Source organism: Lampropedia aestuarii (genome assembly GCF_004803635.1).
Lineage (GTDB): Bacteria > Pseudomonadota > Gammaproteobacteria > Burkholderiales > Burkholderiaceae_C > Lampropedia > Lampropedia aestuarii.
This window is the reverse complement of sequence record NZ_SSWX01000012.1, coordinates 30,697-53,474: the sequence shown is the minus strand read 5'-3', so window position 1 is coordinate 53,474 and position 22,778 is coordinate 30,697. Positions and strand designations below refer to the sequence as shown.

The following is a 22,778-nucleotide window of genomic DNA, read 5'->3' as shown; positions in this document are numbered from 1 at the left end:
ACATTGAATTCAAGCGATGCCTGCCAATAATGCCACCTCCAATCCTTGGCTAGACGGCCCTCGATCTTACGGTCGCATCAGCAGAGTGCTGCATTGGGCAATGGCTCTGCTGTTCTTTTGGCAATTCATGGGCATGATTGTGAAGATCGCATTCGGCTTGAATCCCCGTGACTCATGGATCATTCACACGCACCCCGAGGTTGGTTTTATCCTGATGGTATTGATGGTTGTGCGGGCCTTATGGGCTTTTTGTAATATGCGCAGACGACCATCGCATGGCACGGGCTTTATCGCACGTTGCGCGATTTTCGGGCATTTTGGCCTGTATGTCTTGATGCTGCTCGTGCCACTGACTGCTCTTGTAAGAGCCTGGGCCAATGGGCGTGGCTTTGCGTTTCTGCATGCCATTCCTATTGTCAGCCCCGGTCAAGCACGGCCAGAGATCTTGCATTTCATCAACATCACCCGCGAGAGCACCGGCATGAGCGTCCATGGCCTGCTTGGCTGGATGCTGTTGCTGTTGATTGTCGGCCATATCACGATGGTCATTGTGCATCAATGGATCTGGCGCGATGCCACACTCAACAAAATGCTGGGTACACCGCGTTAAAGAACCTATTCATCACCTCGTGGCAACCGCCTGGCGATGATGAACAGGCTCTAAGCTGCTTCAGGTGCTGAGATAGCCCTTGAATGCGACGCCAAAAGCACACAATTGGGCGCTGAAGGCGTCGCAGTGCCTGCCAAGCTTCTATACTGTTTGATTCTGCTGTTGTAGACGCACGCTGATGGTGCGCTTTCGTCCTTTTTCAATCATGACCACCTCAAAACCGCGCCAAGCCACCCCAATCAACCAGGAAGAAGCCAAACGGGTCGATGACCGCTCAATCAAAGCGATTCGCCCTTTAATAACCCCTGCGCTGCTGCAAGAATGGCTGCCAGCACCGGCTGCGGCCCTGAATCTGGTGGAGACCAGCCGTGCGCAAATTGCCGATGTATTGCACGGACGCGACGACCGCCTGATCGTGGTCGTTGGCCCGTGCTCTATCCACGACCACCAGCAAGCGATGGCTTATGCCCGCCTGTTGCGTGAGTCGGCAGTGGCATTGAAAGACGACTTATTGGTGGTGATGCGTGTGTATTTTGAAAAGCCGCGCACAACCATTGGCTGGAAAGGCTATATCAACGACCCCCGCATGGATGGCAGCTTTGCCATGAATGAGGGACTTGAAAAAGCGCGTGAGCTGCTCCTTGAGATCCTGGAATTGGGCCTGCCAATTGGCACTGAGTTTTTGGATTTGTTGTCGCCACAATTCATCAGCGATCTGGTGAGTTGGGGCGCCATTGGCGCTCGCACGACTGAGAGCCAAAGCCACCGCCAACTCGCCAGCGGTCTGTCTTGCCCAGTCGGCTTTAAAAACGGCACTGATGGAGGTTTGAAAGTCGCCAGCGATGCAATTTTGGCCGCAAGTTCACCGCACGCCTTCATGGGCATGACCAAAATGGGCCAAGCTGCCATTTTTGAAACCGCTGGCAACCGCAATTGCCATGTGATTTTGCGCGGTGGCAAAGCGCCCAATTACAGTGCAGCAGATGTTGAGGCCGCTTGCCAGTTGCTGGAGAAGTCGCAGTTGCGCCCGCAAGTGATGATTGATGTTTCACACGCCAACAGCAGCAAACAACACCTCAAGCAAATTGAAGTCTCGCACAATGTCGCCCAACAAATTGCAGCTGGCGACAAACGCATTACTGGCATCATGATCGAGAGCCATCTCCATGAAGGCAGGCAAGACCATGTGCAAGGCCAGCCTTTGGCCTACGGCATCTCCGTGACGGATGCCTGCATCAGCTATGCGCAGACTGAGCCTATCTTACAAACCTTGGCGCAGGCGGTGCGCACACGTCGTGGCCAATAACAGGCCACTGCAACTGCCCCAAAGCAAAGCCGGGTCGCTACGCTGAGCCGGCTTTGTTTGGCGCCTAACCCTCTATTTCGCTCCTCTCTCTGAATCTGTCAGGTGGCTTGCACGCATTGCGCACCAGCACCAGGACTGAATCAGTGCGACAATACGGCCCCTTATGAATCCAGCACCTACCACTTTTATTCTGACCCTGTCCTGCCCTGATCGCAAAGGGCTGGTGCATGCTGTTTCCGGCTTTTTGCTTGACAATGGCGGCAACATCGAAGAGGCAGCGCAATTCAATGACCAGACCACGGGCTTGTTTTTCATGCGCGTGCAATTCTCTGCTGCCGATCAGAGTCTGTCTGCTTTACAAGCCGCCTTGGCTGAGTTTGCACCGCCGCTGAACATGCAGTGGAGTTTGCACGATGCAGCCAAAAAAGTCCCCACCGTGGTGTTTGTCAGCCGCGAAGGCCATTGCCTCAACGATTTGCTGTTTCGCTGGAAAAGCGGCTTGCTGCCCATTGATATCCGCGCCATTATCAGCAACCACCGCGATTTCTACCAATTAGCGGCCAGCTACAACGTGCCGTTTCACCATATTCCGATGACGGCAGCGACCAAGGCACAGGCAGAGGCGCGGCAATACGAAATTATCCAGGCCGAGCAAGCCGAACTCGTGGTTCTTGCACGCTACATGCAAATTCTCTCGGATGATCTGAGCCAGAAACTCAGCGGCAAGGCCATCAATATCCACCACAGCTTCCTGCCTAGTTTCAAAGGCGCCAAGCCTTACTACCAGGCACATGACCGTGGCGTGAAGCTGATTGGCGCTACTGCGCACTATGTCACAGCCGATTTGGATGAAGGCCCAATCATTGAACAGGATGTGGCGCGCGCCTTCCACACCGACACGGTGGACGATTTGACCGCCCGCGGCCGCGATACCGAAAGCCAGGTTCTGGCCCGCGCCGTCAAATGGCACAGCGAGCACCGCATTTTGATCAACGGCCACAAAACGGTCGTATTCCGTTAACCCCCAGGCGCGCAATACACGCGCCAGGTAAAGAAGCTTGAGCGGATCGGCCGCTGAGCCTGCACGCTGCGCCACTTCTGCTGGCGCAGCTTAAACACCAAAAACGCTGCAACCTGGCTTTTGCAGCGTTTTTTTGCGTTGCACCCCTGCACACATAACCTAGCCCAGCCGTCGCACGCTGCACATGGACATGCGACTACGTTGCTGGCCAACCAGGACAAGCGCGGCCACCCACAGCCGCCGCATAAGGCACGAGCGATGCCGCGACGAGCCGTCCCCAACAGCAGGCCCAAGCAATTATTGGTACCTGGCAGTCGCCCGTGCATTGGACGATAGCTACCCGACGATAACGGCCCAAAGCCCATGCACGGATTGCAGACATTCAACCTTCAACGGGTTTGTAACAGCCCAATTGTGCATGCTTGCAAAACCACATCTTCATCTATCAACCGGCAAAAGACACCAATTAGCCATCAATCGACAGCAACACACAAAATTTGCGAAAATTCAAGAAAAAAATTTTTAGCAACACACATCGAATTTTTTAAAATATCAATTTAGCCGATGATGGTTCAATTTAGAAAAAAAAGAATACTTTTTATCGACATTTAACGGATTTATAGCGAAAAATAAAATATAGAATCACCGCAAGAATGATTCGATGAATTCTCAGAGGATATTGATGCAACTTATTGTTTTTTATAAATTTTAACCAAAGTTGACATTAAAAATACCAAGCAATGGTCGCCTCAAGTCTTTGAAATTAAAGTGAGTTTGCTGGGGTTTTCACTCGATTCAAAAACACATTCACCATAAAATTTATCGCATGGATCCAGTCGCACTTAGCACCATTGTTTTACTGCCATTTATTGGCAGCTTGATTGCCAGCGCACTTCCGTCAAATGCGCGAAACCTTGAATCCACGCTGGCAGGTGCAATTGCCCTGTTTGGCGCGGTTCAATTGGCCTTGTACTTCCCCGGGATTGCACAAGGTGAGATCTATCGAGAAGAGTTCACGTGGCTCGCCTCTTTTGGACTGAATTTATCGATTCGCTTAGATGGCTATGCATGGATGTTTGCCATGATGGTCTATGGCATTGGCGCGCTGGTGGTGCTGTATGCGCGCTATTACATGTCGCCTAACGATCCTGTGCCGCGTTTTTTCTCGTTTCTGCAAGCATTCATGGGCTCAATGGCCGGTGTTGTGCTGTCTGGCAACATCATTCAGCTGGCCTTCTTCTGGGAACTGACCAGCATCTTCTCTTTCTTGCTGATTGGTTATTGGCACCACCGCAAAGATGCCCGTCGCGGTGCACGCATGGCGCTGACCATCACCGGGGCGGGTGGCCTGTGTTTGCTCGCCGGCATGCTGATGCTGGGCCATATTGTGGGCAGCTACAACCTGGACAATGTACTGGCCGCTGGTTCACAGATTCGCAACCACAGCTCCTACCCAGTTGTGCTGGTGTTGATTTTGCTGGGCGTGTTTACCAAAAGTGCGCAGTTCCCTTTCCATTTCTGGCTCCCCAATGCGATGGCTGCACCTACGCCGGTGTCTGCCTATTTGCACTCTGCCACGATGGTCAAGGCAGGTGTGTTCATTCTCGGCCGCTTCTGGCCAGTGCTCAGTGGCACGGATGAATGGTTCTGGATTGTGGGTGGTGTTGGCGCCGTCACTTTGCTGTTTGGCTCTTTTGTGGCGATGTTCCAAAATGACCTCAAAGGCCTGCTGGCATATTCAACGATCTCGCATCTGGGGTTGATTACCCTGATGTTTGGCCTGAACCGCGAACTCGCAGCAGTCGCGGCAGTATTTCACATCATGAACCATGCGACGTTCAAGGCTTCGCTGTTCATGGTCGTCGGCATTGTCGACCATGAAACGGGCACCCGTGATATCAGGCGTTTATCGGGCTTGCGCAAACTGATGCCGGTGACATTCTGGCTGGCGATTGTGGCGACCGCTGCCATGGCGGGCGTGCCTTTCTTTAATGGCTTCCTGTCCAAAGAAATGTTCTTTGCTGAGACCGGACTGGTCCACGCACCTGCCTATATCCAGGCGAGCTTGCCAGTGATTGCCGTGATTTTTGGTATTTTCAGCGTGATTTATTCGCTGCACTTTGCCTACGATGTATTCTTTGGACCACCAGCCGAAGACTTGCCGAAAAAACCGCATGACCCGCCTATCTGGATGAATGTCCCCGTTGGCTTCTTGGTCGTCATCTGTATTTTGGTGGGTGTATTGCCCAATGTGATTGTCGGGCCATTCCTGGCGGCAGCTGCCACCCCTGTGGTGGGCGGTGATCTGCCTTACTACAGCCTGGCGGTCTGGCATGGCATCAACAAGCCGCTGATCATGAGCATCATTGCGCTGGGCACTGGTACGTTCCTGTTCTTCTTTGTCGCCAAATACATCCGTGGCCGAGATTACTTCAAGGACTATGCGTTCAGCTGGACCCTGACTGGCCAAAGCATTTTTGTCTACACCCTGGCCTCGTTGACCAGACGCAGCCGTTCACTCCGCCTGCGCCTGACAACACGCCGTCTGCAGTGGCAAATGTTCTGGGTCATCATGATGACGTTCCTCGCTGCCGGTCTGCCACTGTGGTATGGCGGCTTGACGATTGGTGACCGTCCAGTGCAGCCCCTGTCGCCCGCCTTTGCCGTGATCTGGTTCATTGGTGCCATTTGTGCCATTGCTGCTGCCTGGCAAGCCAAGTTCCACCGGCTGGCTGCGATGATCATGCTGGGTGCCACCGGCCTGTGCGTGGTGCTGACCTTCTTGTGGTTCTCTGCACCTGATTTGGGCCTGACCCAGCTGTCCGTGGAAGTAGTCACGACCATTTTGCTGCTGCTGGGCCTGCGCTGGTTGCCACAACGCGACAAGTCGATTCGCCCGACCTCATGGGCCATTGACCAAAACGTTGCTCAGGCACGCCGCGCACGCGATTTGGTCATTGCCTTGATTGGTGGCATTGGTATCGCCTTGATCACATACGCCATGCTGAGCCGACCGTTTGACCAAAGCGCCTCGACCTTCTACCTAGAGCGGGCGCAAAGCGAGGGCGGTGGCACCAACGTCGTCAACGTCATGCTGGTGGACTTCCGTGCCTTTGACACCTTTGGCGAGATTGTGGTGCTGGCGATTGTGGGCCTGACGATTTACGCCTTGCTGCGCCGCTTCCGTCCCGCGCGTGAAACCATGGATTTGCCCATGCAGCAGCGGGTGCTGCCTGGTGACTTGATTACCGACTTGTTCAACCCACGCCAAGCCAAGGACACGGCCATTGGTTATTTGACAGTGCCTGCGGTACTGGTGCGTTTGCTGTTGCCAATCACCACGCTGGTGTCGCTGTACTTCTTCTTCCGCGGCCACAACGAACCGGGCGGCGGATTTGTCGCAGGTCTGATTTTCTCAGTCGGTTTGCTGCTGCAGTACATCGTCTCGGGCACGCAATGGGTTGAGGCCAACCTCACGCTGTTCCCACGCCGCTGGATTGCGTTTGGTCTGGTGTGCTCGATTGCCGCTGGGGCTGGATCGTTCTACTGGGGTTATCCATTCATGACCACACACACGGCGCATTTCACCCTGCCCTACCTGGGTGATATTCATGTGGCCAGCGCCATGTTCTTTGATTTGGGCGTGTTCACCGTGGTGGTTGGTTCGACCTTGCTGATTTTGACCGCTTTGGCTCACCAATCAACCCGTGCCCACCGCTACCACGCGCGCAAGCTCGAAGAGGAAACCGAGGCCAAAGAGGCCAAAAAATTCCAGGCCGCAAGTCTGGCGCGTATTCAAGCTGCTTATGAAATGGTGGCACGTTTCAACACCCACCACCCTAAACCTTGAAGGTCAAAAGCATGGAGATTGTTTTGGCTATTGCCATTGGAGTGTTAACCAGTGCAGGTATATGGCTGCTGCTGCGTCCACGTACATTCCAAGTCATTATTGGCTTGGCGCTGCTCAGTTACGCGGTGAATTTGTTTATCTTTTCGATGGGCCGCCTGGGTCTGGCGATTGACAAAGAGCCTGTGCTGCGTCCTGACATTCCGACCAATTTGATTCATTACGCTGACCCACTGCCACAAGCCCTTGTGCTGACTGCGATTGTGATTGGCTTTGCCACGACTGCGTTGTTCCTGGTTGTTCTATTGGCACTGCGCGGCATGTCAGGCACCGACCACGTTGACGGCAGCATGGCAGCAGAGAAAGGCGAGGCTTCATGAACGCCTGGTTAAGCTCACTGATGCCCCATTTGATTCTGGCGCCGATTCTGGTGCCCATGGGTGTTGCTGCGATTATTTTGTTTCTTGGCGAAGAAAGACAGCGTCTAAAGCTCACGCTCAATGTGCTTGCTTGCGTGGTCTTGCTCGGCATCTCGATCTTTTTACTGCAGTGGAGCCACAAACAGGATGGCTCCACCACCATGGGCGTGTATCTGACCGGCAACTGGCCATCTGAATTTGGCATTGTCCTGGTGCTGGACCGTTTATCGGCGCTGATGATGTTGCTGACATCTGTGCTGGCCTTGGCGTGTTCGATTTACTCCGTAGCCCATTGGCATCGCGCTGGAGTGAACTTCCATGCGCTGTTCTTGTTGCAGATCATGGGACTCAATGGCGTCTTCCTGACAGGTGATTTGTTCAATCTGTTTGTGTTCATTGAGATTTTGCTGGCAGCCTCCTATGGTTTGCTGCTGCATGGCTCGGGCCGCGCACGGGTACAAGCAGGCCTGCACTATATTGCGATCAACCTGTTTGCCTCCTCGCTGCTGCTAATCAGCATTTCGATGTTCTATGGCATTACCGGCACGCTGAACATGGCGAGCCTGGCCAGCACCATCCCCAATATCGCTGCTGAAGACCGCTCCCTGCTGCACGTGGCTGCAGGCATCTTGGCCATCGCCATTTTGATCAAGGCCGCGGTGTGGCCAATGAACTTTTGGCTCACCAAAGCCTATAGCGCGGCTACGGCCCCGGCAGGAGCCTTGTTCGCAATCATGACCAAGGTCGGCGTCTACATGATCTTGCGCTTGTGGACCTTGCTGTTTGGCTACGATGCAGGCGCATCGGCCCTGTATGGCGGCCAGTGGCTGACTTATGCAGGCATGGCAACCATTGCTGTGGGCTCGATTGGTGTACTCAGCTCGCAAAAGCTGGGCAATTTGGCTGGATATAGCGCGATTGTGTCTTCGGGCACCCTTTTGGCAGCACTGGGTTTTGGACAAAACCTGCTGACAGCGGGCCTGCTGTTTTATCTGGTCAGCTCTACCCTGGCAGTCAGTGCCTGCTTCTTGCTGGCGGATCTGATGGACCGCTGGCGCAATGAAGGCAAGGACTATGCGCCCTACGAAGAAGAGGATGAAGCGCCGTTTCTCACGCCCGACCTCGAAGGCAAGCTCGACGCATTCAACCTGGATGACAAAGAGCAAGCATTGGTTGGCCGCGCGATGCCAGCGGCAGTGGCCTTGCTAGGTTTGTCCTTTATGGCATGCACCTTGTTGATTGCTGGTCTGCCGCCGCTGTCTGGCTTTATTGGCAAATTCGCGATGCTATCGGCCATGCTCAATCCGCTGGGAATGGGCGCCTCATCTGGCCAGTCACCTGGCACCGATGGCTGGATTTTGCTGGCACTGCTGATCGCATCAGGTTTATTGGCTTTGATCGCATTCTCGCGCGCTGGTATTCGGCATTTTTGGGCCTCGCACGACCGTACCCCACCGGTGGTGAAGGTCGTAGAAGGCATTCCATTGGTGATTTTGTTGGGCGCCTGCGTGGCCATCACCGTGCAAGCCGATAGCATCATGCGCTATATGCAAACTACAGCGAACGGCTTGTATGCACCCGACGACTACATCCAGTCGGTCTTGCAAACCCAGCCCAAGCCCTACCCAACGCAAAAGATCCCTGCAGCGGCGCAAGATGCGGTTGAGACTGGTGCAGAAGGAGTCCAGCCATGAGAAAGCTCCTAAAGACGATTTTCCCAGCTCCTTTGTTGTCAGCCCTGCTGATCATCTTATGGATGGTCATGACGCAAAGCTACAGCCTGGCCAATTTTTTATTGGCGCTAGTGCTGGGTTTTACAATTCCAATTTTCAGCGATGCACTGCGCCCACGCGATGTGCGCGTGCGCCATCCTCTCACCATTGTGAAGCTGGCCTGGACCGTCATGCTCGACGCCTGGAAGTCCAACTGGATGGTCATTCGCGTTTTGCTCACACCCAATGCGACCAAGGAAGACATCTCCATTTTTATCCGTATCCCGCTGGATATGCGCGAGCCCAATGGCCTGGCCGTACTGGCTGTGATCACCACGATCACGCCAGGCAATGCATGGGCAGAGCTGTCAATGGATCGCAGCACCTTGCTCTTGCACGTATTTGATGGCAATGTGGACAAGGATGAAGTCATCAAAACAGTGAAAGAGCGCTATGAGCGGCCTTTGATGGAGATTTTCGAATGAATGGACAAATTCTCGCTTGGGCACTGCCCATCACCCTGGCGATGCTGGCCGTCTCGATGCTGATGGTGATTATTCGTTTGCTGATTGGCCCATCGGCGCAAGACCGCATCCTGGCGTTGGACTGCGTATTTGTTTTGGGCATGTATGTGATGCTCAGCCTGTCGATGTACTACGAAAGCACGGCCTATTTTGAAGCAGCGTTGCTCATTGCCCTGCTCGGCTTCGTCAGCAGTACCGCAATGGCCAAATTCCTGCTGCGTGGGGAGGTGATTGAATGAGTGCTGCGCCAACCTTTCTATTGCCGCTGTGGGCCGAGATTCTGGTGGCTTTTTTTGCCATTTGTGGTGGCTTGATCAGCCTGCTTGGCGCCTCAGGGGTGCTTCGCCTGCAAACGTTTTTCGCCAGAATCCATGCCCCTGCACTGATCACTACTGGTGGCGTCTGGTGCTTGATGCTGGCCACCATTATTTACTTCTCGTTCCAGACAGGCAAACCAGCCATCAATATCTTGTTGCTTGGGCTGTTTATTGCCATTACCTCACCGGTGACGACGATTTTTCTGATGCGGGCAGCGCTTTTTCGCTCACGCCAAAAAGGCGAGAATGTACCGCGCAGCGTCAACATGCTGCAATTGGCCGTGCCACGCATGGCGCCCGAGAAAGACGATGACGAGCAAGACGAAGAGCAGGAAAAGCCCCAGGCCAAACCGACTCAAGCCAGCAATGCCACTGACGCAGAAGAAGAAAAGCTTGACCAATTGGTGGAAGACATTGGTGCAGTACAAGACCCTGAGGCCAAGGACGGGTCTGGCAAAGCTGCCTAATTCAAACGCTGCAAGCCATGACCTCTGCCTGTGCCCGGATTGATTGGCCCTACCCGTTTTGGATAGCCCACCGCGGTGCCGGCAAGCGGGCCCCTGAAAACACCATGGCCGCCTTTATGCTGGGCGCCCAGCACGGCTTTCGGATGTTTGAGTGCGATGCCAAACTCAGCGCCGATGGTGTGCTGTATTTGTTGCATGATGACAGTCTGGACCGCACCACCAATGCCCACGGCAGTCCCGCCGCACTCCCATGGTCTGCATTGGCGCAATTGGATGCTGGCAGTTGGCATTCTCAGCTGTTCCACACTGAGCCATTGCTGCGCCTGGATGCCCTGCTGCACTGGTGCCTGGCGCAAGGCCTGTGTTTGAATATCGAAATCAAACCATTGCCTGGTCAGGATGCCGCTACAGGCTTGGCAGTTGCCACACTGCTTGAGCGCTACAGCGCGCAATGGCCTGCTGATCTACCACAGCCTTTGGTGTCGTCTTTTTCTGTGCCTGCATTAGAGGCTTTTGGCAGCACTGGCACACACGCTGCGCTGGCTTTGCTGGTCGAGCACTGGTCAGACCGCATTTGGGAGCAAACACAGGCGCTGCAGTGTGCGGCGCTGGTCTGCCACTATCCATTGTGGGCGCCAGAGCGTGTGGCGCGCTGCCACGCACTGGGCATGCGCGCACTCAGCTACACGGTCAACGCGCCTGATCAGGCCCATGCACTGATTGCGATGCACACAGATGGCATCATCACCGATGCAATTGACCGCTTAGGCCCTGGTGCCAACACAGACACGGGCAGCCCACCATGAAGCCCACCAGGCGCACGCCAAAGCACGGGCACACAAGCTCTTGAGTGCATCAGGTTTATGCCCCCAGCACTGCGGCGATAATGGGCCACCACACCATTGTGCGCAGCACCCTGCCTTCGTACCTGAGCGCTGCGCACTTCATTCAAGGATAGTTTGTTTTGTTCAAGAATTTATTGATTTTCCGCATTGCCTCCAGCTGGTCAGCTGATCTGGCACAGGCCAGCGACGCCTTGGAAGCCCACCCATTCACGCCATGCACACCAACGCAAGAGCGCGCGCTGGGCTGGGTGCCGCCGCGTGGCCAGGCCAACGGCGCGATGGTGGAATCCATCAATGGCCAATGGATACTGCGCCATGTCACCGAAACCAAAATTCTGCCCAGCTCGGTAGTCGACTCACACGTGGCAGAAAAGAGTGAGCAAATGGAAGCGCAAACAGGCCGCAAACCTGGCCGCAAGGAATTGCGTGATTTGAAAGACGAGGCGCGTTTGAGCTTGCTGCCAATGGCTTTCACCAAGCGCCAGGGCACCTGGGTCTGGATTGATGCCAAACAGGGCTTGCTGGTGATTGATGCCAGCAGCCCACAGAAAGCCGATGAAATTCTCACGGCCTTGGTCGAACAGTTGCCCGGCTTTATCCCCAAGATTGTGCAAACGCAGGAAAGCCCAGCCACTGCGATGGCCGCATGGCTGGAAGACCAAAGCGCACCAGGAGCGTTCAGCATCGGTGATGAATGCGAGCTCAAAGCTGCTGATGACACCAAGGCCAGCGTGCGCTACGCCCGCCACTCACTGGAAATCGACGAAATTCGCGGCCACTTGCAAGCCGGCAAACGCCCAACACGCCTGTCCCTGGGATGGGGCGAACGCTGCCAGTTTGTGCTGACCGATACGCTGCAGGTCAAAAAGCTCAGCTTCAGCGATGCAGTCCACGAAGACAAGGACAAAAGCGACGACCATTTTGATGCCGATGTAGCCATCACCACTGGTGAGCTGAGCCAGCTGATCCCACAGCTGATCGAGGCGCTGGGTGGTGAAGAACAGACGCTGTAGAAGCTGCGCATTGCAGCAAAAACCAAAGAGCCTGTTCATCATCTCCAAGCAGTCGCGCAAGGCACAAAAAAGAGGCTGTGCAAGGCGCCTGTTGCTGCTCTTATGTCTGTATAAGCAAAACGGGCAACGCAGTCATGCGCTTTTTTGTGCCTAACCCTTCGGGTTGGCGCCCAAAAGGCACGCTGCTTTATTAAAAATCCTCGCCGGACAGATAGCCCGACTGCGGTTTTTGCAGTGCATTGCATCCTTTTGGGTTTCAACGCGGCTGCGCGGAGATGATGAACAGGCTCTGAGCAGCTGGCCGCAGCGTCGCTTTCAAGCCGCAACGGGCAGAGAAACAGTGTTTCTTTCACTGTTTTATTGTTTTTTTCATGCAGCTGCCATGCCTTTTGTTTACACTTCGCCCATTTCCGCCCGCACATGTTTACGCATCTGCGGGCGGCCTTCCATTTTGGCCTGAACTGCCTGCCTTTTCCGGGAGTGTCACCCCATGAAATTTCGCTTTCCCATCATCATCATCGATGAGGACTACCGCTCAGAAAACACCTCTGGTCTTGGCATTCGCGCCTTGGCCCAGGCCATCGAAGCCGAAGGGTTCGAAGTGGTTGGTGTGACCAGCTACGGGGATCTGAGCCTGTTTGCGCAGCAGCAAAGCCGGGCCAGCGCTTTCATCTTGTCGATTGATGACGAGGAATTGACCAGCAGCGACGAAGGCGAGCCTTTGGTGATCCAGAGCCTGCGTGACTTCATTGGCGAAGTGCGCCGCCGCAACGACGAGGTGCCGATCTACATCCATGGCGAAACCAAAACGGCACGCCATCTGCCCAACGACATTTTGCGTGAGCTGCATGGCTTTATCCACATGTTCGAGGACACACCCGAATTTGTCGCCAAGCACATCATCCGCGAGGCCAAGAACTACCTCGAAACCATTCAGCCGCCCTTTTTCAAGGCGCTGCTGGACTATGCCGATGACGGTTCCTACTCCTGGCACTGCCCTGGCCACTCAGGTGGCGTGGCCTTCCTGAAAAGCCCGATTGGCCAGATGTACCACCAGTTCTATGGTGAGAACATGCTGCGCGCCGACGTGTGCAATGCCGTGGAAGAGCTGGGCCAACTGCTGGACCACAACGGTGCGATTGGCGAGAGCGAGCGCAATGCGGCGCGCATTTTCAATGCCGACCATTGCTTCTTTGTCACCAACGGCACCAGCACATCGAACAAAATCGTCTGGCACCACAACGTCGCCCCTGGCGATGTCGTCGTGGTCGATCGCAACTGCCACAAATCGGTGCTGCACTCGATCATCATGACAGGTGCCATCCCGGTGTTCTTGAAGCCTTCACGCAACCACTTTGGCATCATTGGCCCGATTCACAAAGATGAATTCGAGCCAGCCAACATCCAGAAGAAAATCAAGGCCAACCCCTTGATGAAAGAGCTGCTCAAGGACGTCAACGTCAAAGACGTCAAACCACGCGTGCTGACGCTCACGCAATCGACCTATGACGGCGTGCTCTACAACACCGAAACCATCAAGAGCATGCTCGACGGTTATGTCGAGAACCTGCATTTTGACGAAGCCTGGTTGCCACACGCCGCTTTCAACCCCTTCTATGGCACCTACCATGCGATGGGCAGAAAACGTGCGCGCCCCAAAACCAGCGTGGTCTATGCCACCCAGTCGATCCACAAGCTGCTCGCTGGCATCAGTCAGGCCAGCCACGTGCTGGTGCAGGACTCGCAAGAGCGCAAGCTGGACTTTGCGCTGTTCAATGAAGCCTACCTGATGCACACCTCCACCAGCCCGCAGTACAGCATCATCGCCAGCTGCGATGTGGCCGCTGCGATGATGGAGCTGCCTGGCGGTGAGGCCTTGGTCGAAGAAAGCTTGCTCGAAGCCCTGGACTTCCGCCGTGCAATGCGCAAAGTCGAAGAGGAATTTGGCAAAAACGACTGGTGGTTCAAAGTCTGGGGCCCAGACAAGCTGGCCGAAGAAGGCGTGGGTCGCTCGGCCGACTGGATCATTGGCAGCAACGGCAGCAAGTCCCGCAAAGCCAGCAGCAGCTGGCACGGCTTTGGCAATCTGGCCGACGGCTTCAACATGCTCGACCCGATCAAGGCGACCATCGTCACGCCGGGTCTGAATCTGGATGGCAAGTTTGACACCAACGGCATTCCTGCCTCGATCGTGACCAAGTTTTTGGCCGAGCACGGCGTGGTGGTCGAGAAAACGGGCCTGTACAGCTTCTTTGTGATGTTTACCATCGGTATCACCAAAGGCCGCTGGAACACCTTGCTGACGGCTTTGCAGCAGTTCAAGGACGACTACGACAAAAACCAGCCGCTGTGGCGCGTCATGCCGGAATTCTCGGCCCAGCACCGCCGCTACGAGAAGATGGGTCTGCGCGACTTGTGCCAGCACGTACACCAGCTCTATGCGAAGCACGACATCGCCCGTCTGACGACCGAGATTTACCTGTCTGATCTGACACCCGCAATGCGCCCCGCCGATGCCTACGCCCACATTGCGCGCCGCAAGACCGAGCGCGTCAAGATCGACGACCTGGAAGGCCGCATCACCGTCGGCTTGGTCACGCCCTACCCGCCGGGCATTCCACTGCTGATTCCTGGTGAAGTCTTCAACAAGAAAATTGTTGACTACCTGAAGTTTGCACGCGAATTTGCCAAACAGTTGCCAGGCTTTGAGACCGATATCCACGGCCTGGTGATGGAAAGGGACGCCGACGGCAACAAGCAATTCTTTGCCGATTGCGTAGCACTCTAAGTGCACATACCTTCAGCCTGTCTGCCATGGGCTGAAAAACTCAGCCCCCGCTGCAGCTTACAAAGCCCCACAAGCCATTGTGGGGCTTTTGTTTTTTTACCGCATCTATCGCGCGCTACGAACTACCCAACTAATTGACGGCCATTGAGCGCGATAACTTAGCGCCGCAAAACACAACTTGCTACATTACTTAAGAAGTGACAAAATAATTAAGCAAATGCTACATAAAGCCGATTAATTACCAGCCTTCGCACTGCTGCGGCTAATAGCTTGCATGCGAATGGCTACCAACTCAGAGGGGCAGAGTCTGTATGAGTGATCAAAGGCCTAATAACGCAGCGCAAGCGCAGCCAGTCGACCCAGCTCCCAGCGCCAAGTCCAATGCTGCGGCAGCACCCCCTTCCCCCACCTCAGCGGCGACACCGCCCAGCACCAGCAGCAAGGGCCAAACCAGCACCCTGGGCCCTGAGGCCATTGCCGCGCAATTGAGCACACTGAAGTCGTCGGCCAAAGGCCTGAGCAGCAGCGACGCGGCACAGCGGCTGAGCCAATACGGCCCCAATGCCATTGAAGCCAAGGAAGAGCCGCTATGGCATAAGTTGTTTGGCTATTTTTGGGGCCCGATTCCCTGGATGATTGAGGCCGCCGCGCTGATCTCTTTGCTGCGCGCAGACTGGGCAGATTTTGCCGTGGTCATGGGCTTGCTGCTCTACAACGCCGCCGTTGGGTTCTGGCAGGATGCCAAAGCGGCTTCGGCCTTGGCGGCTCTGAAAAAGGATTTGGCCCTCAAAGCACGTGCCTTGCGTGATGGCGCCTGGGTCAGCGTGGATGCCGCCACGGTAGTGCCGGGCGACATCATCGATGTACCTGGTGGTGCAATTGTGCCTGCTGATTTGCTGCTGATTTCAGGCGACTACCTCAGCGTCGACCAGGCAGCCTTGACGGGCGAGTCTTTGCCGGTCAGCAAAAAGGTCGGCGATAGCGCCTACTCCGGCTCGATTGCCAAGCAAGGTGACATGCAAGGCGTAGTGACTGCCACCGGCAACAACACCTTTTTTGGCCGCACGGCCAAACTGGTGGCCTCGGCCGGTTCACAGTCGCATTCGCAAAAAGCCGTCGTGCAAATTGGCGACTTTTTGATTTTGCTGGCGGCCATTCTCGCTGCAGTCTTGGTTGGTGTGCAGGTCTATCGCGAAATCATTGTGCCTGATCAATGGAACTGGGCAACAGCGGGCTCGATCTTGCAGTTTGTGCTGGTGTTGCTGGTCGCCTCTGTGCCGGTGGCATTGCCAGCAGTGATGTCGGTGACCCTGGCCTTGGGCGCACTGGCCTTGTCCAAGCAAAAGGCGATTGTCTCGCGCCTCTCGGCCATTGACGAGCTCGCTGGTGTCGATGTGCTGTGCTCAGACAAAACCGGCACATTGACGCAAAACAAACTCACGCTGGCAGCTCCGATCGTCTTCAACAATGCCCAGGCGCAAGAGGTCATCCTGGCCGCGGCCCTGGCCACCCAAAGCAGCAGTGAAGACGCGATCGACCAGGCCGTACTCAAAGGCGTGACCGATGCCAGCCACCTCAGCCAATACAAGCAAACCCATTTCACACCGTTTGATCCCGTCAACAAACGCACGATCGCCACGGTCACAGACAGCACAGGCAAAGCCTGGCAGTTCGCCAAAGGGGCGCCGCAAGCCATCGCCGCTTTGTGCAAGCTTGATGCCAATACCGAGACGGCTTACGACAGCAAGGTGCACGAGCTGGCCAGTCACGGTTACCGCGCACTGGGCGCGGCCAGCTCGGACGATGGCGGTAACAGCTGGAAGCTGCTGGGTATTTTGCCTTTGCTCGATCCTCCGCGCACCGATGCCAAGGAGACTATTGCCAATACCAAAGAGCTGGGCCTGCAAGTCAAAATGGTCACTGGCGATGATGTAGCCATTGGCGCTGAAATTGCTACCCAGCTGGGCATGGGCGCGAATCTGCTGGTGGCCAGCGACGTTTTCCCCAAAGGCACGGATGCTGCCCACATTCCCCAGACGTCGATCACGGCGGTAGAAAAAGCCGATGGCTTTGGCCGGGTGTTTCCTGAGCACAAATACGAAATCGTCAAAGCCCTGCAGCAAGGCGGCCACATTGTCGCGATGACTGGCGATGGCGTGAATGACAGCCCTGCCCTTAAACAGGCCGATTGCGGCATTGCTGTATCAGGCGCCACCGATGCTGCGCGTAATGCAGCAGCCTTGATCCTGACCGCGCCAGGCTTGTCTACCATCGTCAATGCGATCACAGAAAGTCGGCAGATCTTCGAGCGCATCAACTCCTATGTGTACTACCGCATTGCGATGACCATTGCAATCATGGTGGTGGTGGTACTGTCGAGTGTGATTTTCAACATCCAGCCATTGACTGCCATCATGATTGTGGTGCTGGCCTTGCTCGATGATATTCCAATCATGACGATTGCCTATGACCGCGTCAGTCCTGCCAAAAAACCAGTGCGCTGGGAAATGCACCATATTCTGGTGTTCTCGATTCTGATGGGCGTGATGGCCACAGCACAAAGCTTTGGTTTGGTGCTGATTGGCATGGAGTGGATCAGCAATCCAACCTTGCAAGCCTGGATTCCACTGGACGCCAGCCACCTGCAAACGGCGCTGTTTTTGCAGTTGGCCGCTGGCGGGCATATGCTGCTGTTTGTCGTGCGCACGCGCCGCTCGATTTTCCGCCCGCTGTACCCGTCTTGGCAATTGTTCCTGGCGGTGGTAGCCACGCAAATCGTGGCTGTGTTGCTGTGCGCTGCGGGCGTATTGGTCACGCCACTGCCTTGGACGCTGATTGGCCTGGTATGGGCCTATGTACTGGTCTGGACGGTGCTGACCGACGCAGTCAAGCTGGCCTATTACCGTTATGGTCCGCCTGCGCGCACTGAAGCGCCAGGCCTCCATGCTCCAATTGCCGCCAGCGCGTGATCTACCCGCCCGGCTGACCCGCCGGGCCAGTGAGCCAAGCACGCACCGCCAACAGATTCAATTCATGAGGGAGAGAAACGGATGGACTACCGCAAAAAACTGATCGTCAAACCCGGCTCTAAAGTTCGGCTCAGCAAGCTCGATCCAGCCTGGCACGGCTCGCACGACAGCGAAAAAGAAGCAGCTGAAGAGATTGCCAAGCACCTCAGTACGATTGCCGAGCACCAGCGCCTGCTCTACGGCGAGAAGCAGCATGCGCTGCTGATCGTGCTTCAAGGCATTGATGCGGCCGGCAAGGACGGGGTCTGCTGGCATGTAATCAAAGGCATGAACCCGCAGGGCGTGAGTGTGACTGGCTTCAAGCAGCCAACCCCGCAAGAGCGTGCGCATGACTTCCTGTGGCGCGTGCACCCGCACACGCCTGGCCTGGGCCAGGTGGCGGTTTTCAACCGCTCGCATTACGAGGATGTGTTGGTTGCACGTGTGCACAATCTGGTGCCAAAATCGGTCTGGACCACACGCTACGATCGCATCAATGAATTCGAGCAGCTGCTGCACGAAAGCGGTGTCACCATCATCAAATTCTTTTTGATGATCTCCCCCGAGGAGCAACTCAAGCGCTTTGGCGAGCGCCTGGACGACCCCATGCGCCAATGGAAAATTTCCGACAGCGACTACACTGAGCGCGCTTTATGGGACGACTATATCGGCGCCTACGAGGCCATGCTGAATAAATGCTCAACCGCCTACGCGCCTTGGTATGTTTTGCCCTCCAACAACAAGTGGTTCCGCAATCTCGCGGCATCGCAAATCATTGCCGCAACGCTGCAGGACCTGCATATGCAATTGCCAGCACCTACGGTCGACATTCAAGCCATCCGCGCGCAATACCATAGTGCCGAAACCCATCCCGGCAAGCCTGAAGCCACCGGCAAAAAAGCCAATGGCAAGAAAAGCCGATGAGACAAGTGGGGCAGCCGCTCAAGCACGTGACTGCACCAGTTAGCGCCGTGCAAGCCTCTCAACCAGCACAGCGCCGTCAATCGCACTGAGAAAAGCTGGACAATACCGGCGAGCTGTGGCCTTGCCCCTTTTTGCGCAAGCATAGGCTGCTTCAGAACCAGTGCCTTAACTGCGCCTGTGTCCTGCACGTCCTTCGCGGCTTGTGCGGCTTGTGCGGCTGCGCAGCCTGCGTGCAGCTGCATAGAGCGCGTTATGGACTGCTCGACCGTCTGTTGCGGCGCGTAGAGAGAACCGTTCTTAATATCAAGCGCAACCCGACTGCGCACGCATGGGAATGGATTGCCAGATGGCGCTAAGCTTGAAACAATAGCATTTACTGAATCGCGATTAATAATGAAATGGAGAGCCCCATGATCGGTGACCCACAAGTCATGAGCCACTTGCAGGCTGAACTCAAAATCCTGCTGACCAATATCAACCAGACCTTTGTGCACTACCGCATGTTGCAGCACTGGGGTTTTGGTATTTTGGGCCAGTCTGAGTACAAGGCCTCGATCAAGGCCATGAAGCAGTCGGACGAGCTGATGGCACGTATCTTCCTGCTCGATGGACTGCCCAATTTGCAAGATTTGGGTAAATTGCGCATTGGTGAGGATGTGCAAGAGTTGCTGGAATGCGATTTGCAACTGGAGCTTGAATCACAAAAAGCCCTGAAAGCAGGCATTGCGCAGGCTGAAACGGCAATGGATTTCGTGTCGCGCGATCTGCTGCAAGAGATGCTTGAAGACATTGAAGAGCGCATTGATTTCCTGGAAACCCAGCTGTCACTGATTGAAAAAACTGGGCTGCCAAACTACCTGCAATCGCAAATGCAGGAACAATCGCATTGATCTTTGCCAAGGCGGCTAAGCTGCTTGAAGCAACAACCACACCTGCTACTGCGCCCGGCGATGCAACGCAAAGCGTGCATCAGCAGTGAAGGCGAACAGGCTCCTAGCTGCTAGGAGCCTTTTTCATGTGTGCGGTATCTGTGTGTGACAACCCAAGCTCCTTGCCATCACAACATGCTTGCAGACAAGTCGCAAAGTACATAGCCGACTTTTCGCGCGCTAAAACACAAAAAAGCCGCCAACTGCAAGCAGGTGGCGGCCTTTCACAGCAACAAGCTCTAGGCCTGGTGCTTACTCTTCTTTAGCCTCAGGCGCAGCGGCCTCTGCTCCCTTTGGCTTGGCAGATGTAGCTGCCTTCTTGCGTTGTGGCGCAATCATCATGATCATTTGGCGACCTTCCAGTTTAGGAAACTGCTCGACCACAATGATATCGGCCAGTTCATCGCGCAGACGGTTGAGCAAGTCCAGACCCAGATTTTGGTGGGTAATTTCACGGCCACGAAAGCGCAAAGTGATCTTGACTTTATCGCCGTCATCCAAAAAGCGGCGAATATTGCGCACTTTGATGTTGTAGTCGCCATCGTCCGTTCCTGGGCGGAACTTCACTTCTTTGATGTCAATGACGGTTTGCTTTGCCTTGGCATCAGCAGCACGCTTTTGCTCTTGGTATTTGAATTTGCCGTAGTCAATCAAACGTGCCACAGGCGGAGTTGCGTTGGCGGCAATCTCAACCAGATCCACATCCAAGTCACCTGCCATGCGCAAAGCTTCCTGCAGGCTTACAACGCCGATAGGCTCATTATCAGGTCCGGTTAAACGCAGCTCAGGGGCATTGATTTCACGGTTCAAACGGTGCTTGCGCTCTTCACGGTGGCGACGGTCACGGTATTCAGTAGCTATGGCTCTCACCTTCAAGGGTTGGTTTCAATCAAGCCGCTCATTGGCTAGGATCAGCTTGAGCGGCGCAGACAATTGCAGCAGCAATGCTTCATACAAAGCAATCACTGCAGCATGTGCTTCATTCTTTGTTGAGGATTTTCTCAGTCAACATTGCAATGAATTGCTCCAGTGGCATCACGCCAAGGTCCTGATTGCCTCGACCCCGGACAGCCACAGTGCCTGCGGCTTTTTCCTTGTCACCGGCAACCAAAATAAATGGCACCTTCTGCATGGCGTGTTCGCGTATTTTATAGTTGATCTTCTCATTGCGCAGATCCACACTCGCACGAATAGGGTTGTGTGGCAAGGCTTTTTGAAGTTTTGCGACAATTTCGCGACAGTAATCGGCTTGTGAGTCGGTGATATTGAGCACACTGACCTGTTCAGGCGCCAGCCACACTGGCATCGCTCCTGCGTAATGCTCGATCAAAATACCAATAAAACGCTCCAAGCTGCCCACAATGGCACGGTGCAGCATCAATGGGCGGTGGCGTGCGCCATCTTCACCGACGTACTCTGCACCCAAGCGCTCAGGCATGGATGGATCGACTTGGATCGTGCCGCACTGCCACTCTCGGCCCAGCGCATCACGCAAGGTGTACTCCAGTTTCGGGCCGTAGAATGCACCATCGCCTTCGGCAATGCGGTATTCAACGCCTGCGGCTTTCAAGCTCTCGATCAAAGCACCTTCGGCCTTGTCCCAACTCTCCTCAGTGCCAATGCGCTTTTCTGGGCGTGTGGCCACTTTGTAGATGATGTCACTAAAGCCAAAGTCACGGTAGACGCTTTGCAGCAACTGGGTGAAGTGCTGCACTTCTTGTTGCAACTGCTCTTCTGTACAGAAAATATGGCCGTCGTCTTGCGTAAACGCACGCACGCGCATGATGCCATGCAAGCCGCCCGAAGGCTCATTGCGGTGGCACTGGCCAAACTCGCCGTAGCGCAGTGGCAGATCGCGGTAGCTCTTCATGCCCTGGTTGAAGATCAACAAGTGGCCTGGGCAGTTCATCGGCTTGAGCGCGTACTCGCGCTTTTCGCTGTCAGTCGTGAACATGTTTTCACGGTATTTGTCCCAGTGGCCGGTTCGCTCCCATAAAGTCTTGTCCAGAATTTGCGGGCCTTTGACCTCTTGGTAGCCATTGTCCTGGTAAACACGGCGCATGTACTGCTCGACCTGCTGCCAAACAATCCAGCCTTTGGGGTGCCAGAACACGGTGCCTGGTGAGTGCTCGTCCTGGTGGAACCAATCCAGCTCTTTGCCCAGTTTGCGGTGGTCTCGCTTTTCTGCTTCTTCGATGCGTTGAATATAGGCATCGAGCTGCTTTTTATCGGCCCATGCAGTGCCATAGATGCGCTGCAATTGCTCGTTGCGAGAATCCCCACGCCAGTAGGCACCGGCCAGTTTGGTCAGCTTGAATGCTTTGAGAAAGCGGGTGTTGGGCACGTGTGGACCACGGCACATATCCACATATTCTTCGTGAAAATACAGGCCCATTGCGGTTTCGTCAGGCATGTCTTCGACCAGGCGCAGCTTGTAGTCTTCACCACGGTCCTTGAAGATGCGAATGACTTCGTCGCGGGGTGTCATGCGCTTGATCACGTCGTAATCCTTGGCGATCAGCTCTTTCATGCGGGCTTCAATGGCCGCCAAGTCCTCATTCGTAAATGGGCGCTCAAATGAGATGTCGTAATAGAAGCCTTCGTCAATGACAGGGCCAATCACCATCTTGGCAGTTGGAAACAACTGCTTGACCGCATGGCCAACCAAGTGGGCGCACGAGTGGCGAATGATCTCCACGCCCTCTTCGTCTTTAGGGGTGATGATTTGCAGTTTGGCGTCATGGTCGATCACGTCGCTGGCATCCACTAAACGACCATCGACCTTGCCCGCTACCGTATTTTTGGCCAAGCCTGGGCCAATCGAGAGGGCCACATCGGCCACAGAAACGGGTTGATCAAACTCGCGCAGCGAGCCATCTGGAAGGGTAATGTGAATCATGAAAATACCAGCAAGGCCAGAATTAAAAAGAAAAACGCGGCAAAGGCCGCGCTTGAATGGTCAGCATACAGAACAAACAGGCGCAAACAACCTCCCTGGCAGGCAGGGTTGGACTCATCACAATGGCGTTCGGCGCTGTTCACTCATGG

General features: G+C 55.1%; 17 protein-coding genes. 15 read left to right on the top strand and 2 right to left on the bottom strand.

All coding sequences use genetic code 11. The features are described from left to right. Positions 1 to 16: 16 nt before the first annotated feature. From E8K88_RS10415 to bfr, 15 genes are all read left to right on the top strand, one after another. Positions 17 to 610 carry a cytochrome b gene (locus E8K88_RS10415; RefSeq protein ID WP_136406605.1) on the top strand — a complete coding sequence of 198 codons (594 nt, stop codon included), beginning with the start codon at positions 17 to 19 and terminating at the stop codon, positions 608 to 610. 205 nt (positions 611 to 815) lie between these two features. Continuing rightward, entirely contained in the window at positions 816 to 1,916 is a 1,101-nt protein-coding gene (locus E8K88_RS10410; RefSeq protein WP_136406604.1) for a 3-deoxy-7-phosphoheptulonate synthase, read from the top strand. Positions 1,917 to 2,079: 163 nt separating this feature from the next. Next, a complete protein-coding gene (purU, locus tag E8K88_RS10405) occupies positions 2,080 to 2,937 on the top strand; it encodes a formyltetrahydrofolate deformylase (RefSeq protein ID WP_136406603.1) in 858 nt (285 codons plus the stop codon). An 826-nt stretch (positions 2,938 to 3,763) separates the two neighbouring features. Next, the gene (locus E8K88_RS10400) at positions 3,764 to 6,787 is read left to right on the top strand and encodes a monovalent cation/H+ antiporter subunit A (protein WP_136406602.1); all 3,024 of its coding nucleotides are present in this window, start codon (positions 3,764 to 3,766) and stop codon (positions 6,785 to 6,787) included. An 11-nt stretch (positions 6,788 to 6,798) separates the two neighbouring features. Then, entirely contained in the window at positions 6,799 to 7,164 is a 366-nt protein-coding gene (locus tag E8K88_RS10395) for a Na+/H+ antiporter subunit C (RefSeq protein WP_136406601.1), read from the top strand. Further along, entirely contained in the window at positions 7,161 to 8,897 is a 1,737-nt protein-coding gene (locus tag E8K88_RS10390; RefSeq protein WP_136406600.1) for a monovalent cation/H+ antiporter subunit D, read from the top strand. The genes E8K88_RS10395 and E8K88_RS10390 overlap by 4 nt, the downstream gene beginning before the upstream one ends. Beyond that, complete coding sequence (locus E8K88_RS10385; protein WP_136406599.1) at positions 8,894 to 9,400, top strand: Na+/H+ antiporter subunit E; 507 nt, start codon at positions 8,894 to 8,896, stop codon at positions 9,398 to 9,400. The genes E8K88_RS10390 and E8K88_RS10385 overlap by 4 nt, the downstream gene beginning before the upstream one ends. Further along, positions 9,397 to 9,678, top strand: a complete 282-nt coding sequence (locus E8K88_RS10380; RefSeq protein ID WP_136406598.1) for a K+/H+ antiporter subunit F — start codon at positions 9,397 to 9,399, stop codon at positions 9,676 to 9,678. The genes E8K88_RS10385 and E8K88_RS10380 overlap by 4 nt, the downstream gene beginning before the upstream one ends. Beyond that, on the top strand, positions 9,675 to 10,223 hold the full coding sequence (mnhG, locus tag E8K88_RS18520; RefSeq protein WP_136406597.1) for a monovalent cation/H(+) antiporter subunit G: 549 nt from the start codon (positions 9,675 to 9,677) through the stop codon (positions 10,221 to 10,223). Before E8K88_RS10380 ends, mnhG begins: the two co-directional genes overlap by 4 nt. A gap of 17 nt (positions 10,224 to 10,240) precedes the next feature. Further along, a complete protein-coding gene (ugpQ, locus tag E8K88_RS10370) occupies positions 10,241 to 11,029 on the top strand; it encodes a glycerophosphodiester phosphodiesterase (RefSeq protein ID WP_136406596.1) in 789 nt (262 codons plus the stop codon). A 158-nt stretch (positions 11,030 to 11,187) separates the two neighbouring features. Then, positions 11,188 to 12,081, top strand: coding sequence for a recombination-associated protein RdgC (locus E8K88_RS10365; protein WP_136406595.1), 894 nt, complete (start codon positions 11,188 to 11,190; stop codon positions 12,079 to 12,081). Between the two features lie 490 nt (positions 12,082 to 12,571). Further along, on the top strand, positions 12,572 to 14,869 hold the full coding sequence (locus E8K88_RS10360; RefSeq protein WP_136406594.1) for an arginine/lysine/ornithine decarboxylase: 2,298 nt from the start codon (positions 12,572 to 12,574) through the stop codon (positions 14,867 to 14,869). Between the two features lie 311 nt (positions 14,870 to 15,180). Further along, positions 15,181 to 17,838, top strand: a complete 2,658-nt coding sequence (locus tag E8K88_RS10355; RefSeq protein WP_136406593.1) for a plasma-membrane proton-efflux P-type ATPase — start codon at positions 15,181 to 15,183, stop codon at positions 17,836 to 17,838. An 81-nt stretch (positions 17,839 to 17,919) separates the two neighbouring features. After that, positions 17,920 to 18,801, top strand: coding sequence for a polyphosphate kinase 2 family protein (locus tag E8K88_RS10350; protein ID WP_136406592.1), 882 nt, complete (start codon positions 17,920 to 17,922; stop codon positions 18,799 to 18,801). Between the two features lie 410 nt (positions 18,802 to 19,211). Next, positions 19,212 to 19,691 carry a bacterioferritin gene (bfr, locus tag E8K88_RS10345; protein WP_136406591.1) on the top strand — a complete coding sequence of 160 codons (480 nt, stop codon included), beginning with the start codon at positions 19,212 to 19,214 and terminating at the stop codon, positions 19,689 to 19,691. 291 nt (positions 19,692 to 19,982) lie between these two features. Here the strand turns inward: bfr and infC are convergent, their stop codons facing one another. Together infC and thrS are read right to left on the bottom strand one after the other, a co-directional pair. Further along, on the bottom strand, positions 19,983 to 20,600 hold the full coding sequence (gene infC, locus E8K88_RS10340; RefSeq protein WP_136406654.1) for a translation initiation factor IF-3: 618 nt from the start codon (positions 20,598 to 20,600) through the stop codon (positions 19,983 to 19,985). A 109-nt stretch (positions 20,601 to 20,709) separates the two neighbouring features. After that, on the bottom strand, positions 20,710 to 22,629 hold the full coding sequence (gene thrS, locus E8K88_RS10335; protein WP_136406590.1) for a threonine--tRNA ligase: 1,920 nt from the start codon (positions 22,627 to 22,629) through the stop codon (positions 20,710 to 20,712). Between the last annotated feature and the right edge of the window lie 149 nt (positions 22,630 to 22,778).